Annotated in this window: 13 protein-coding genes and 1 riboswitch; of the genes, 5 read left to right on the top strand and 8 right to left on the bottom strand. The window is 40.8% G+C overall.

Annotated elements, in window-relative coordinates; genetic code table 11:
- Positions 1-685, top strand: a 685-nt coding sequence (locus tag QZL64_RS05305) for a hypothetical protein (RefSeq protein ID WP_296309339.1), incomplete at its 5' end; no start/stop codon positions are given.
- A 103-nt stretch (positions 686-788) separates the two neighbouring features.
- Here the strand turns inward: QZL64_RS05305 and QZL64_RS05310 are convergent.
- Positions 789-1,463, bottom strand: a complete 675-nt coding sequence (locus QZL64_RS05310) for an HAD family hydrolase (RefSeq protein WP_021840963.1) — start codon at positions 1,461-1,463, stop codon at positions 789-791.
- 161 nt (positions 1,464-1,624) lie between these two features.
- On the opposite strand from QZL64_RS05310, the gene QZL64_RS05315 reads away from it, so the two are divergent.
- Positions 1,625-3,310 carry a glycoside hydrolase family 2 gene (locus QZL64_RS05315; protein ID WP_021840964.1) on the top strand — a complete coding sequence of 562 codons (1,686 nt, stop codon included), beginning with the start codon at positions 1,625-1,627 and terminating at the stop codon, positions 3,308-3,310.
- Between the two features lie 106 nt (positions 3,311-3,416).
- Here the strand turns inward: QZL64_RS05315 and QZL64_RS05320 are convergent, their stop codons facing one another.
- From QZL64_RS05320 to QZL64_RS05335, 4 genes are all read right to left on the bottom strand, one after another.
- Positions 3,417-3,989 carry a hypothetical protein gene (locus tag QZL64_RS05320; protein WP_296309342.1) on the bottom strand — a complete coding sequence of 191 codons (573 nt, stop codon included), beginning with the start codon at positions 3,987-3,989 and terminating at the stop codon, positions 3,417-3,419.
- Positions 3,982-4,824: a hypothetical protein gene (locus QZL64_RS05325; RefSeq protein WP_296309344.1), complete on the bottom strand. Its 843-nt coding sequence runs from the start codon at positions 4,822-4,824 to the stop codon at positions 3,982-3,984. Before QZL64_RS05325 ends, QZL64_RS05320 begins: the two co-directional genes overlap by 8 nt.
- Before the next feature lie 437 nt (positions 4,825-5,261).
- Positions 5,262-6,521 carry an O-antigen ligase family protein gene (locus QZL64_RS05330; RefSeq protein WP_021840967.1) on the bottom strand — a complete coding sequence of 420 codons (1,260 nt, stop codon included), beginning with the start codon at positions 6,519-6,521 and terminating at the stop codon, positions 5,262-5,264.
- Positions 6,521-8,089 carry a putative polysaccharide biosynthesis protein gene (locus QZL64_RS05335; RefSeq protein WP_021840968.1) on the bottom strand — a complete coding sequence of 523 codons (1,569 nt, stop codon included), beginning with the start codon at positions 8,087-8,089 and terminating at the stop codon, positions 6,521-6,523. The genes QZL64_RS05330 and QZL64_RS05335 overlap by 1 nt, the downstream gene beginning before the upstream one ends.
- A 435-nt stretch (positions 8,090-8,524) precedes the next feature.
- On the opposite strand from QZL64_RS05335, the gene QZL64_RS05340 reads away from it, so the two are divergent.
- Both QZL64_RS05340 and QZL64_RS05345 read left to right on the top strand, forming a co-directional pair.
- Positions 8,525-8,767 carry a type II toxin-antitoxin system RelE/ParE family toxin gene (locus QZL64_RS05340; RefSeq protein WP_295241370.1) on the top strand — a complete coding sequence of 81 codons (243 nt, stop codon included), beginning with the start codon at positions 8,525-8,527 and terminating at the stop codon, positions 8,765-8,767.
- Positions 8,757-9,152 carry a helix-turn-helix domain-containing protein gene (locus QZL64_RS05345; protein ID WP_021840970.1) on the top strand — a complete coding sequence of 132 codons (396 nt, stop codon included), beginning with the start codon at positions 8,757-8,759 and terminating at the stop codon, positions 9,150-9,152. The genes QZL64_RS05340 and QZL64_RS05345 overlap by 11 nt, the downstream gene beginning before the upstream one ends.
- Positions 9,153-9,276: 124 nt before the next feature.
- On the opposite strand, the gene QZL64_RS05350 is transcribed toward QZL64_RS05345, so the two are convergent.
- From QZL64_RS05350 to QZL64_RS05360, 3 genes are all read right to left on the bottom strand, one after another.
- Positions 9,277-10,557, bottom strand: coding sequence for an L-lactate MFS transporter (locus QZL64_RS05350; protein ID WP_021840971.1), 1,281 nt, complete (start codon positions 10,555-10,557; stop codon positions 9,277-9,279).
- A 150-nt stretch (positions 10,558-10,707) separates the two neighbouring features.
- A riboswitch (ZMP/ZTP riboswitch) is annotated at positions 10,708-10,789 on the bottom strand.
- 214 nt (positions 10,790-11,003) lie between these two features.
- On the bottom strand, positions 11,004-11,933 hold the full coding sequence (fba, locus tag QZL64_RS05355; protein WP_021840972.1) for a class II fructose-1,6-bisphosphate aldolase: 930 nt from the start codon (positions 11,931-11,933) through the stop codon (positions 11,004-11,006).
- A gap of 154 nt (positions 11,934-12,087) precedes the next feature.
- The gene (locus QZL64_RS05360; protein WP_021840973.1) at positions 12,088-13,134 is read right to left on the bottom strand and encodes an RluA family pseudouridine synthase; all 1,047 of its coding nucleotides are present in this window, start codon (positions 13,132-13,134) and stop codon (positions 12,088-12,090) included.
- Between the two features lie 218 nt (positions 13,135-13,352).
- Between QZL64_RS05360 and QZL64_RS05365 the strand changes: the two genes are divergently transcribed.
- A complete protein-coding gene (locus tag QZL64_RS05365) occupies positions 13,353-13,847 on the top strand; it encodes a YajQ family cyclic di-GMP-binding protein (RefSeq protein WP_006555026.1) in 495 nt (164 codons plus the stop codon).
- Positions 13,848-13,967 lie beyond the last annotated feature (120 nt).

Consider the following 13,967-nt stretch of genomic DNA (forward strand, 5'->3'; position numbering starts at 1 on the left):
TTACTTCTGTCCAAGAAAATGGGTGCAGATCAGGTTATGCTTTTCATTATTAACTGCTACAGGGATAAATACAGCAGTTCTTGTTCAGGCGGCTGATGTGGGAACGAAAACACAAAGTGAAACAGGCTATACGCCATTTGTCCCATCAATTTTACAGGAACCGGATATTAAGGTTTCTAAAGTGCCGGTGGGGCATGCATACATTCCTGCAGATACAGTAATAGCTGTTAGGCTGGAAAATGAATTAAGTTCCAAAAAAGCTCATAAGAATGACATTATTCCGATGAAGACTGTAGATAATATTATTATTAATGATGTTGTTGTTATTCCGGCTGGTACTGAAGTGCATGCTTTTGTTGTAGGGGCAAGAAAGAACGGTTTATTTGGCCGTTCGGGAAAATTGGAGTTTTCTGTTGACTCCGTAAAAACTATTAACAATGTTACCATTCCATTGGAATATATTGGGGAGAAAAAAGCCGGTAATGATGGTGGTGCAATTGCTGTAGCTGCTGTAGTTTCTGTTGTGGGTGGACTTTTTATGAAAGGGAAAAATATTTCATTCCCGGCTGGTACAACTTTTGATGCTAAAGTTGTAGCTGATACTGATTTGAAAGTGAGTTTGGATGATTTAGCTTCAGCTATGGATCCTAATAAACCACATGGTGTTTCTATTACATTGAAATAACGTTGGATTTAGTAAATTAATAATAGCATTAGAAAAAAAGAACCGGATTTTTCCGGTTCTTTTTGGCTTTATGAATATGGGGGATATTCATAAATTGAGGATATTATTTGTTTAATTCACCTAAAATCTCCATCACATCCGCCGGTTTATATGCTACATGTTTTGCACCCAATTCTCTCAGCAGTTCTTCATCTCTGAATCCCCAGGTTACAGCGATAGGGAGGAGTCCGGAGTTTTTAGCAGTTTGAAGATCCACTTCAGAATCGCCTACATAGACGGCTTCTTCCGGCGTGCTGTTAAGTGCTTTTAAGGCTGCATTCACCATATCCGGTTCCGGTTTACGTTTGCGGTTCGGTGTTTCGCCAATGGCTACGTTGAAATATTCTTTGAAATATTGGCCGTTTAAAGCAGTCACACCTTCTTGCACTTTGTTAGATACAACGGCCATTTTATAGCCTTGTTTTTTCAGTTCCGCCAGTAATTCATAGAGCCCTTCGTAAGGAGCGGTTTTATCATTGTTGTGTTCCGCATAATACTCTTTCAGTTCAGTGAGCATGGTATCGAGTTGTTCTTGAGATACTTTGAGGTCAGTGCCGGTGAGAACGCTACGTTCTACCAGTTTACCGAGGCCGTTGCCGACGAAATTACGAATTTCAGATAGAGTTCGAGTTGGATAATTATGTTTTTTCAAAATATAATTCATGGAATCCATGAGGTCGTCCAGTGTATTTAAAATCGTTCCATCACAATCAAATATAACTGTAGTATAGCGTTTCATCAGTAAATCTCCTTATATTTTGCGTAAAGTCGTTCAAATTTGCATATTTATTTTAGTATAGGTGAAAAAATGTGCATTGTAAACAGAATTTCCTGCATAAATTCATTGAATACATATAGGTATTTAGTATATACTTATAAGAGATATAGGAGGAGTCTTTGATGAGTACGATGGAATTATTGCAGCCCGTAACAAACGTATTTCGCGACAGTATCGATTTACGTGGCAATTGGTTCTTTGCCTTTGATAAATTAAAGGATAAAAACTATGAAACCGGCGTGGCTCGGCAGATGTCGGTACCGGTACCGGCGGCTTTGCAGGACGTTTTTGTAAGTCCTGGTGAGCGAAGCTACTGCGGCACCATGTGGTATGAACGGAATATCTACATTTCGAAACGATGGCTCGGATCGGATGTATTTTTGTGTTTTGACGGTATTGGCAATCGAGCGGTTGTGTATGTAAACGGTATGGAAGCAGGGCGCCATGAAGGGGTCTTTGTTTCGACGGTTATTAACGTGACTCGGCAATTACGCTACGGTGAAGAAAACCGCATTGTTGTAAAAGTGAATAATGAATTATCCGCGTATACTTTGCCGGCCGGGCAGGTTGCTACATCGCCTAAAGGACGCCGCATTAATCAGCCGAATTTTGATTATGACGTGCCGACCGGGATTTACGGTAATGTTACGCTTTATACGGTGCCGACGACCCGTTTGACTGACATAATGGTGCAGACCGAAGCGTTGTCACAGGAAGAGGCCGTTGTGCAATATATGGCTCACGTACAGGGCAACTGTTTGGTAACGGCTACTTTGCGTGATAGAGAAGGCCGTATTGTGGCAACCGGCGTGGGTGGTAATGCGAAATTGACTGTTGAAAACCCACATATTTGGACCGTAGGCGATGGCTACTTATATACTTTGGAAGTGGAAGTAAGCCGTCTAGGCAAAAAGCATGATATCTATCATCAACGTATCGGCATTCGCACGGTAGCTGTAGATGGTGGCAACCTCATGTTAAATGGTGCCATTGTTCGCTTGAAAGGGATTGAACTGGGGCCTTCTAATTTAACCTTATCTTCAAATCCAATTCAGGCAAAACAGCAATTACAGAAATTATTGGAGCTTGGTGGCAACTGTGTTTTCACTAGTGGCCGACCAATATCGCCGGACGTGCTTCAACTCACTGATGAAGCAGGTATTTTGGTTGTCGCTGAAATGCCGGCAGCCGGTTTAGTAGCTAAAGATTGGCGACCGGGCGAAGCAAATTTCAATAAAACCGATATTAAATCCAGATTGCTTGATACTCATAAAGACACGATTGACTCCTTAATAACTCGTGATAAAAACCATCCATCCGTTATCAGTTGGTCATTGTTATATAATCCGGTAACGATGATGAAAGAGGATGAAATGTACTATTCGGATATTGCTGAAGCGGCACGTCAAAGTGATTGGGAAAAACGTCCGTTGGCGTTGACTATGATACAGTCACTCAGTGATATTTGGGCCGGAACTTTAAAAGCGTACTCCTTATTAATTTTGAAAAACTGGACAAAACAGTGGCATGCCGATGTGGAACTTTTGCAGAGCGCCATGTACAAAGAGTTGGTTGATTGGGAAGCTAAACAACCGGATAAGGCGCTTGCCGTGGTAATGGGTTGTGATTCCGCAACGGAACAGTCCGGCATAGGCCAGATGATTATTTCTTATGCGGTGTATCGTGAAGCTTCTGAAAAAGTACAGGAATTGCTAACTATGTTAAGTTCTATGCCGAATGTACAAGGTCACTTTTTACAAGGTGAGGCAGCGGAATTAGTGGAAACGCTAAAAAAGAATTGGAAATAATATATTAAAACGCTATAATTTTATAATCTATATTTTTGTATAATTAAAAAGGTGGAGAGAGAAGCCATAATATAAGTCTTCTCGTCCACCTTTTTAATTCATAATACTAATTTTTACGTTTTTTGCGTTTTTTCTTTATTGCTATTTGTATTTTATGATTTACATTATTGAGTAAAGATTGTGCTTCAGGATCTTCTGATAAATTAATAATTTTATTAGCTTTATCAAGGTAAGAAATAAAGTTTCTTTTATCGGAGCGGCCATAATTATTATAGAGAGTTTCTTTAAATGTAAACTTTCCATTATATGATGTCCAGTCTCTTTCTCTAAGAGTTTTTGCTTTACGTTGCATTCGATAATAATATTTGCCGAGAGAACGTGGCCGTATTTTTATTTTATTTCCATCAAATAGGAACCCAAGATAATCTATTTCAGTTGGAACTGAGTCTTGTTCATTTCTGGTGGAATTATTTTCAAATAAGTATACATGGGTTTTTTCTTGTGAGAGTGTGATATAGTTTCCCATTGTTGAGATATTATCAAAGATTTCTTTTTTATAATTAGTGATATCTTCTTTTTGTGTTAGAGGTAAGATGATGATTAAATCATCTGAATAACGCATATAGGTTCCGTTTTTTGATTTAACATAATGAGACATCAATTTGTCAAAATCAATCATATAAATATTTGAAAGCACTGCACTGATAGGTGAGCCTTGAGGAATTCCAATATTGGTGTGGTTTTTTCTTTATATATTTTGTATTTGACTTAAATTGTAAATTTGTAAGGATTTTATCTCTTTTGTTTACAATGGATTTAATTTTATTTTTGCTTGTGGTATTAAATTCATCTTCGTAACTACACTTTATAATATCTTCCCATTCCCAGAAAGCAAATTTTGTAATGTTTTTATATACAGCATAGTAATCTTCAGGAAGCTTTTGTTCAGTTAATAATTCACAAAGCTTTTTTTTCAAATATTCATGATTTATATTGTCAAAGAAATGTTCAAAATCACTAACAAAAATAAATGCGTTCTTTAATGATGAAATCTTTCTAAAGGCTTCTTTTGCAAAGTCAATATTTGTTTTCCCTAAATTATCTCGGTAGGCAATTGCTACACTATTAATATGGTTATTTTGTGCGAAAACATTATATTTTTCATTTAACAGGAATGCATATCTTTGATATACACAACGATCTAAATGAGAACAGTAAAATAAATCTCTTGGATTAGGGGTTTTCATATTTTCCTTATTATGGGTAAATTTCTTTTTTGTTTTGGAAAAATGAATAAAAGGATAAAAATTATGGCTTTTGATATTGTTAATATTAAGAATATATTTTAGTGTTCGTGGATTTGAAAGAGAAGTTCTCTTATCGAAATGTGCATAAGACTTTATATCGGAATGCTTTTCTATAAAATTATCCCAATTGGAACAATGTTTCAACTGAGGACAATTTTTACAATCAATGGTTAAAGTGCAGTTATTATGATTTTTTAGATTCTCCAATTTGTTTACTCCGAAAAGCAACATGCCGACTAACCAGGGGGACAAAATCCCTATAGCTAGCCGGCAGTCATATAACGTAAATGTCCAGTAAAAGATTGCTCTCCATGTTATTATTATGGAAGGAGCTGTAGCAATGGTTAGTTTCACTAACGTAGACATGGTATATCTAGTAATATTAATAGATTTACCTTGTCGGATAACTGCAAGAATTGCAATTATGTCATTGACAGAAATCCTGTGCCCTTATTTCAAAATACAGAATATCAAAATTCTGTATTTTGAAATAAGGTAACATTATTATATAATTATTTGAGTTGAGAGTCAAATTCTGTTGAATGTTTGTCTATATTATATTTTCCTAATACGAGTAATTCAAAATATAAGAGGAAAGACCAATTTTATGTTTACTTATCTTTCCTCTTTTTAGTTTATAAGTATTAAGTTCTTTCTGAAATCGTATCATTTGGCTTGAGTGTTTTATTATCTGCAATTTCGGCTGCAGTCTCATTCTCTGCCAACGCTTCCAAACTCAAGCTGATAGCGATATAGTACCAATAGAGCTTCATAATAGCTGATGCATCAAAGGTATAGTCTATAAGACCAAAAAGTAAGTAGAAGGTGGTGGCAGCCAAACGCATGTAGGCATATGGATTGCCTTTAAAAGTGTCTCGAAGTGCAGTAACTTCGATATACCCGAACAGGATTAAGAAGGCTAACAGGCCGATTACGCCTGATTCGGTGGTGACTTGAATAAAGTTATTATGCGTATGTACCATGCGTTGTGTATTTTCCGGTAACTCATAATGTGCTTTATATAGTTCAGTGAATTCTCCGGGACCTACACCAAAGAGTGGATAATCATGAATCATCATAGCCGCTGATTCCCAAACAACGAGACGATCCGCATTGGAGCGGTCTGTTGTCATATTGATGGTCGATATGATTCGATTTTGCATGCTCGGACTGGAGGCAATATAGCCTCCGATAATAGCAGCTATAATAAGGCAGGCAATAGGAAAGTATTTATTCTTACGCCAATACTTAAAAGAGAAAAATGGTGTGAAGGCTAACAGTAACCAGCTGCCGCGACTTTGACCGCCGAACAAGCCAAGAATATTCGTGAAAATAGAAATAACGGCTAATTTTCGTAACCCCATAGGGAAGACTGTTTCGGCCATCACAATTACTTGTACCGGAATGGTCATAGCTAAGATGGCAGCTAAGTTCAAGGGGTTATTACTAAAGCCCGATGGACGGGGCTCTTTTAAAAGTGTATGTTGGAAAAACGCCAATAAAGAATCAAGGTTTAATGAGATAAATACCGCACCTAAGAGCCAATACATTTGTTTTTTGCTTTTTGCACAGAACGGAATAATAAAGAGCGGTAAAGCGCGATAGAGCCAAATTTCAAGCAAAGCTTTAAAGGATTTTCCTAAATGTTCACTCACAAATACAGAAGGTACTATGAGGAGAATGGCAATGCCTAAGATTTTGAAATAGGGGAGTGCCTTTTTCACAATATAATTATCTTTTAACGTGTGATTCTTATACTGTTTGTAAAGGCTGATTAAAAAGAATAAAATTGCCAAGCCATATAATACATTGCCGGCACCCATGGATATTCGTTGCATGAAAATCGCGGCACCAACAAAGAATATGCCATAGTTTTCAGTAGTAAGATGTTTTAAATAATTCATTATTCTTTACCTCTAAAGAACTTCCCAATTAATGGCATCCGTTCTCCGTCATGGCGATTCAATCCTTTTAGAAGCACCATAACGATGACGTAGATAACGCCGCCCACAAAGGCACTGATGGCCATGGCAAAGAATTTATGCATGATACCTTCAAGCGGTGGGTAGAGGAAGAACATAGCCACGCCCATAATAATGGCGCTGACGATGTTTTTCCAAAGTAGGGAAAAGTCTAGGAAATAGCCTGTGTATTTTTTAATCCAAATCAGATTTAAAAGGGCAGCTACACCAATGTCGGCTACGGTCGCATAGGCGGCACCGCTGATACCGAGCCAAGGAATAGATGTTAAGTTCCAGTTCAAAATAACTTTGGAAATGGCCGCAATGCCCATGTTAATAACCGGTAAGGTTGGTTTGCCGAGGCCTTGTAAAACACCGGTTGTTACCTGATGCATGCCGAGGAAGAAAATAGCGATAGCTGTAATTTGGGTCGCTTCAGCGGCACGCGGTGCGTTGTAGATGACGCTCACTACCGGTTCAGCTAAAACGTAGAGCATTAAGGTAAACGGCACAGTGGACATAAAGGTAATACGCATAGCACCGGCGGTGCGGTAGTATACGCCTTTTTTATCACCCGTTGCATTCGCATTGGAGATGGCCGGAACGATGCTTGTCGCCAAAGCGGCGGTAATAATCGTGGCCAAATTGATGAGCGGCACGGCCATACCGGTTAAGTAACCGAATAATTCAGTTGCCTGGCTGGTGGTAAAACCGGCGACTTCCAAACGGCGCGGAACGATGAATAAATCGAGGTTTGCTACTAACGGCAACATTAGGCTGGCCAAAGAAATCGGAATAGCCAATTTAATAAGGCGTTTTACGATGGATCCGGACGATTCACCGGGACCTTCCGGTTGTTTATGTGCATCTTCCGGAGATTTCGGTAATTTATAATAGTAGTACATGAGCACCACTAGGGCACCAAACGCACCGATACCGGCCCCCATGCTGGCACCGCCGGCGGCGGCTCCGAGACCGTAAGGAAGGAGCATATACGCAGCTCCGAGCATAACAACTACGCGGAGTAATTGTTCAATGATTTGGCTCACGGCAGTCGGCGTCATCATTTGCCAACCTTGTAAGTAACCGCGGTAACACGAAATAAGTGTTACGAAGAAGATGGCCGGAGCTAAGGCAAGTAATGCCAAATACGCTCGATCATCTATGATGTAGCCTGAAGATATGAGCCAATCGGCACCGAACCACATCAGGATGCTGAATAGCAGGCCCGTAGCAAAGAGAAGGTAGAATGACAGTTTGAAAACCTTCTGGGCGCCGCGATAATCGAAGCGGGCCAGTTTTTCCGCCGTCAAAATTGAAATTGCAATCGGAATCCCGGCACTGGACAGTTGCAATGATAAGAGATAAATCGGGAACGCCATTTGGTAGATCCCAATCCCTTCACCGCCGAGTACACGGGACAGCAAAATCCAGTTGATGCTGCCGATGGCTTTGACCACAAAGCCGGCAATGGTAAGAATAAGAGTGCCTTGTAAAAATCGGTTAACCATTTACTATACTCCCAACTTGATATTCATATGGTAGTTAATGTTTATAATGTCTATAAATGTCTATTTGAGGCTGTATTAAACTTCAGCCTATCAATATTAATTTTAACATACATTCGAGTACAGTGCATTAGGATTTTGAGAAAGAAGGGGGCTTTTTAAGTGAGTCATACCATTGGTATGAATTAGCAGGAGTTTTATACTGTAAATTAGAAAGTAGTCTTTAGATAAAAGTTTAGGGATTTTAGTTTAATAACTTTTTAGTTATTGAATTTTGATAACTTTTGAGTTATTATATGATTAAGGGGAGCATTTAATGAATTAAATTTACTTGTATAAAACTAAGTCTGGAAAGATTCCTGTCTTAGAATATTTGCAATCATTAGCTGAACGTAAGGATAAGGATAGCAGAATAAAACTTAATAAAAAAAGGATTATATTAAAGTTTTACAAAATCGGGGCGTTGCGGCTGGAATGCCGTATATACGACATATTGAGGGAGAGATTTATGAATTGCGCCCCATAAGAGATAGGATATTATTTTTCACTATGCAAGATGGTAAATATATCTTGTTACATCATTTTATGAAAAAGGCTCAGAAGACGCCTAAAAAAGAAATTGAAAAAGCATATAGAGAAATAGAAGAAATAAAAAGGGGTGAATTATCATATGAAGAATAAAGCAATTGGTCCCGCTTGGGAAGATGTCGAGAAGCAGTTATATACTCCTGAAGAAATAGGGGCCAGTGATTTACGCGCGGCGATTATGTGTGAACTGATTGATGCTCGTAACGAGAAAGGTATTAGTCAGAAAAAATTAGAAGTATTAAGCGGCGTAAAACAACCGGTGATTGCCAGAATGGAAGCAGGGACAACGAGCCCTCGACTAGATACGGTATTAAAGGTTCTCGCTGCATTGGGAAAAACGTTAAAAATTGTACCAATTAATAATCAAGATGGTGATTCGGTAAATCAAACTAAGACTTATCAGTATGATCCTAAGGTTTTAGGTGTGCCGAAAATATCTGAAGGTAACACAGCAGAGTATAATTTAGATAAGAAATAAGAAATGGCTACAACATAATGCAGATGAGATCTACATTGTGCTGTAGCCATATTTAATATATTTAGTTATTTAGTATGCAAGTGTAACTATGTCTAAATACTTAATTGTAAGAAGAATGTATTTTTTACGCATTCAAAGCGTCGCCATTTTTAATATCAACAACTTTTTCTTCCGCTTCAAAGTGATGATCTTTAGTGAACACTTTGAGTGCCACAGCCACGGCCAAGTTCAAAACGAACAAGGCGCTGAACACGAAGAGCGGACCGCTATAGCTGTTGGTGCTTTCACGAAGGAAGGACACGAGCATAGGACCGGCGATACCGGCGAAGCCCCAAGCGGTTAATACACGGCCGTGAATGGCGCTGAGCGCTTTGGTGCCGAATAAGTCACTAAGATAAGCCGGCATGCAAGCAAAACCGCCGCCGTAGCAAGTAATAATAGCGAACACGAGGAACTGGAAGAAGAAGGAGTTGCTCGTATGGCCGAGGGCAAAGAAGGCCAAGATTTCGATGAGGAAGAACGACATGTAGGTAAATGGTCGACCGATGTAATCGGAGATAGTGGACCAGCCGATGCGGCCGAGACCGTTTAAGAGACCGATGATACCAACCATGGAAGCCGCTTCTGTAGCGTTCATGCCAACGATTTCCTGCGCCATTGGGGAAGCAACCGCCAATAAACCGATACCACAGGTGATGTTGATGAAGAAGATCCACCATAAAGCGCTGAACTGCCAAGTTTTCATGGCTTCGTGAGCATTCATGCCGCGGTTGAAAATAGATTTTTTCGGAGTTTCAGTTTTGGCACCATCTTTAGAATCGGCAACAGTAGTCGCAGTAGCCGTTGTCGGTGGGTTTAAGTATAACGACGAGAGCGTCATGATGATGATGTACGCCACGCCGAGGATTTGGAATGTTTGCACCAAGCTGTAGGCGGCCGTTAAGTATTGCATTAACGGACCGGCGATTAAGGCTGCAAAGCCGAAGCCCATGATGGCAAGGCCGGTGGCAAAACCGCGATTGTGCGGGAAGTATTTCACGAGGGTCGAAACCGGTGTGATATAACCGACGCCGAGACCGACACCGCCGATGACACCGTAGAAGATATAGAGCAAGGTCAAGCTGCTTTGCTCTAAGGCGTAAGCCGTACCTAACATGCCGATACCGAAGAAGAGGGTACTCAACAAGCCACTCTTTTTAGGACCGATTTTTTCAGCAAAACTGCCTAATAAACCGGCGGAAAGACCGAGGAATAAAATAGCTAAAGAAAAAGTCCAAGTTGTTTCTTTAAGGGACCAGCCCATGGCCGCCATGATAGGTCGTGTCAACACGCTCCAAGCATAGACACTGCCGATAGAAATGTGAATTCCGATAGCCGCCAAGGCAATTAACCAACGATTTCGCATATAATCATCCTTTCTGTAATGAAAGAAGCTGCTCAAAGTCTTTTTTCGAAAGTTTAGAATGGCTTTTAAAAAGAAGGCTTAAATTAGTAGTCTTTTGATGATTGAAAGGCCCTTAAAGGCTTTCAAAATATGCAAAAGACCGCCTGAGCAATCTTCTGCCCAGACGGTCGGCGTTTCTTCGCATACAATACACGTGGTTAATTCCACTAATCCGTCAGCATTGTATGTTGTTCTTTATTGTGAGGTCATTATAACAATAAAAAAGGGAGCAGTCAATCTAAAAAATTAGATAAACTGCCCCTTTTTAGTTATGCATATTATGCTAAAAAATCACAAGAAAATCAGTGATATAGCGTCATATAGCTTTCTTATTATCGATTAATTTTCAGGCTGCTCGGTAGTTAATGTGCAGTGGATTTTAAATAACTGTTGCCTGAGAGTTACGATTATAATTTGCCGGAAGAACCCAATACATCTTTAATTTTGTGCTGTACCATGCCTTTAATAGCATCGCGAGCAGGGCCCAAGTATTTACGAGGGTCGAATTCGGATGGATTTTCCACGAAGAATTCGCGAATGGAGGCGGTCATAGCTAGGCGAAGGTCGGTGTCGATGTTGATTTTACATACGGACATGGACGCTGCTTTGCGAAGCATTTCTTCAGGAACGCCTTGCGCGCCCGGAATGTTGCCGCCGTATTTGTTGCATTTTTCAACAAATTCAGGAAGTACGGTGGACGCACCGTGTAAAACGATAGGGAAACCAGGCAACAATTTGCCGACTTTTTCCAAACGTTCGAAGTCGAGGTACGGTTCGCCTTTGAATTTGTAAGCGCCGTGGCTGGTACCGATGGCGATAGCTAAGGAGTCAACGCCGGTACGTTCTACGAATTCGGCAGCCTGATCGGGATCGGTGAAGAGCGCGTCTTTTTCACTTACGTTTACGTCGTCTTCAACACCGGCCAAACGACCTAATTCGCCTTCTACTACTACGCCGTGTGCGTGAGCATATTCAACAACCTTTTTAGTCAAGGCCACGTTAGTTTCGAAATCGTGTTTGGAGCCGTCGATCATAACGGAGGTGAAACCGCCGTCGATACAGGATTTACAGATTTCAAAATCATCACCGTGGTCAAGATGTAATGCGATTGGTAAGCCCGTGTCTTCAAGCGCGGCTTCAACCAATTTCACAAGATAAATGTGTTTTGCATATTTGCGGGCACCGGCGGATACTTGAAGAATCAACGGAGATTGTTCTTCTTTAGCCGCATCAACGATACCTTGTACAATTTCCATGTTGTTAACGTTGAATGCACCAATAGCATAACCGCCTTCATAGGCTTTTTTAAACATGTCTGTTGTTGAAACTAATGGCATAGTATTTCCTCCTTGTAATGGAATACTGATAACTGATAAGGAATGTCATACATCAAGTTAAGTATAGCAAGAAGAACCTGAAAGGGCTACTGCTATTTATGCATAATAGAAGGGCTCTATGGCGGCGGCCACATGGGGGACGAGCGAATTTTTGTCAAAAAGAAATCTTGTTGTGCTCTAAGTACTGTGAAATCAAGGGTTCCCAGGCTGTCGGCAGCGGTGCGGTCACGTTCATGAACGTATGCGTCATAGGGTGGACAAATTGTAGCCCAATGGCATGGAGAGCTTGCTTTTCGAGTAGATCGAGGGAGCCGCCGTAAAGATCGTCGCCTACCAGGGGGAACCCTAAGTGAGACATGTGGACGCGGATTTGATGGGTGCGGCCGGTGTGTAATACAAAGCGAACGTGGGAGAGCCGTTTGTGGCGGGCGACGCAGGTAATGTCCGTATGAGCGGCTTTGCCGTCAGGACTTATGGTGCGCTCGATGATGCTCTCTTCTTTGCGGGCAATGGGCCAGTGGATGGTGGCAAAATTGGCCGGAAAAAAGCCGTCACACAGAGCTTCGTAGATTTTGCGAATGGGCGCGTGCGTTTTGGTAAAACTGTGCTGCACCAAGGCATTCTTCGCGATGATGACAAGGCCTGACGTGTCTTTATCAAGGCGATGCACCGGGTGAAAAGCGGCCTGCGTTTGATTCGTTTTTTCAAAATAATGGATGAGCGCATTGGCGACGGTGTGAAAACGCTCGGTCGAGGTGGGATGCATGAGGAGTCCCGTCGGTTTGTTGATGATGAGCAGGTGCTCGTCTTCGTAGATGATGGGAATGTCATACGCCCAAGGGATAAAGGTGGGCTCTTCTTTTGGTAAGTAAATAGTTACCTTATCGTCCGGCACAACGAGGCTATGCCAGGAGGCGGCTTTCTGATTCACATAGACAATGCCGTCCGTGCGCAGGCGACGCCGCATAGCTTGAGAAACGCCGGCCTGACGCACTAAGTGGTTAATAGAGAGCCGTCTTGTTTTTGTTGCAGTACCAGACGACGGGTGCTTGGCTTTTGCAGAAGTAACGGAGGTCGACTGTGGCGTATTTGCCGGAGCAGGCGTTGAATCCGCTACGACTAAGGACAACAGCGGCTCACCGTTTACTATATTCTTTTTTTCAGTTGAAGCTGTAGTAGTTGGAGCTGTAGTATCTGGCATAATAGGCTTGCTTTCTTGATTTTTTATTACGATAAATTGATTTTTTTAATACGATTTAGTTGTTATTATATGTATATTGTAACCTATTTTAGTCTATTTGTTTTGTCAGGTATAAAAAAATTTCATACAAAGTTCAATTTTCCAAACCTTTCTATGTGAGGAACGGGGCCTATATGATATAATAATAGTACTATTTAAAAAGCAAAGGAGGCACATATATGGCCAAAGATTGTTCGTTTGACGTAGTGTCGGAAGTAAATATGCAAGAAGTTGATAACGCGGTAAACCAGGCTAAAAAAGAAATCGGTACCCGTTATGATTTTCGCGGCAGCAAATCTGAAATCAGCCTTGAAGGGGAAACCATTAAGGTGATTTCTGATGATGAATATAAATTAAACGCCGTAATCGACGTTATTAAAGGCAAGATGGTTAAGCGTAATGTAGCGCTTAAAAATCTTGATTACGGTAAAGTAGAACCTGCTTCGGGAGCTACCGTTCGTCAGGTGATTACCATTAAAAAAGGGATTTCCAAAGAAACCGCCAAAGATGTGGTTAAATTAATCAAAAACATGAAACTTAAAGTAACGGCGCAAATCATGGAAGATCAAGTGCGCGTTACGGGCAAAGATAAAGACTCCTTACAGGAAGTTATCCAAATGTTGAAACAACAGGATTTGCCGGTAGAATTGCAATTTGTAAATTTCCGCTCCTAAGTAGAGCCCTAAAGAGCAGCGACATTACGCTGCTCTTTACCATGATATCAAGTTGTGAAAGATTCTTTCACCGAAGGAGGTATGAATGGATATAGAGGCTATGCGTGGCGGTTATACGAC

This window comes from Veillonella sp. CAG:933, from assembly GCF_000431435.1.
Lineage (GTDB): Bacteria > Bacillota > Negativicutes > Veillonellales > Veillonellaceae > Veillonella_A.